Consider the following 1,065-nt stretch of genomic DNA (forward strand, 5'->3'; position numbering starts at 1 on the left):
GTCGTTAGACTCGCTAAGCTGATCGCGGCGTGTTCTCCAACATGCGGCAACCGCCACGGCCAAAACAATCAACAACCCTGCTGCGATCCATCCACCGCTGGCCAGCGTTTCGAAAAAGAAGTTGTGGGGTTCAGCGATCTGCTCGTTGGCACTGGGCTCACGAAAACGCTCGTAGATCATTTGGTAATTTCCTGGCCCCGCACCAAACAGAGGCATTTGGGTGACCATCGCCATCGTGCTGCGCCAATACTGGATTCGGAACGCCAGCGACGCAGGGGCCTGTTCGATCCATTCGCGGTTGCCCCAAGTCACGATTCCGCCAACGATGATTGCGGCAAGCAAGCCAATGGCTGCAAGGGCGAGTACGAGGGGGCGTCGGTGTCGCCCAAAGCTCGTCGACGCTAAGAACAGAAACACCGCACCGATAAACACCGCCAACACCGCCGAACGGCTTCGCGTCGCCAACAGCGCAATCGCCAGCAACGCTGCCAAACCGATCCAACACACTCGCTGGGCCGCCGACATTCGCGATGCATGAAACCAGAGTCCTGAGATCGCGATCATGATTCCGACGACCAACACACCGGCCAGCGAGTTTGCCAGCGCAAACGTCCCGGTGGGGCCTCCGTCCCGCAATCGATTCTCGAACACAATCCGCTCGGACGATCCCGGCGGCGCGTCGATTCCGGCGAACTGCAGCATCCGCTCGGGATCCCGTTCGTAGGCGGCTCGCATCTCGGGCAGACTGATGAATTGTTGGTGCAGCCCGTGAACGGCTTGCGCAACCGCACATCCCAAAAGCAACGTGACGATCCCACGCACCACCATCGGCTGAGCGAATAAGCGACGAGCGGCATAGAAAATGGACGCCGCGCTGACCCAGATCCACGCTTCGTTCGTGGCAAATCGCAGGTTCCCCGGCGGGCTGCTGCCAAAGGCCGCAATCATGATCCAGCCGGCAAGCAGCCATGGAACCCAATCCAGTGCAAGTGAGACCGAGTGCGAGACGGCTTCTTTCCGGAATCGTTTACCGAATGAATTTCCGATCAACACGACAATCGAAAA

General features: G+C 59.1%; 1 protein-coding gene. It reads right to left on the reverse strand.

Annotated features, from left to right (window positions below):
* Nucleotides 1–1,050 (reverse strand): O-antigen ligase family protein (locus tag RMSM_RS20405; RefSeq protein WP_144057810.1); only part of this gene is annotated, 1,050 nt, incomplete at its 3' end.
* Nucleotides 1,051–1,065 lie beyond the last annotated feature (15 nt).

The organism is Rhodopirellula maiorica SM1 (assembly GCF_000346295.1).
GTDB lineage: Bacteria > Planctomycetota > Planctomycetia > Pirellulales > Pirellulaceae > Novipirellula > Novipirellula maiorica.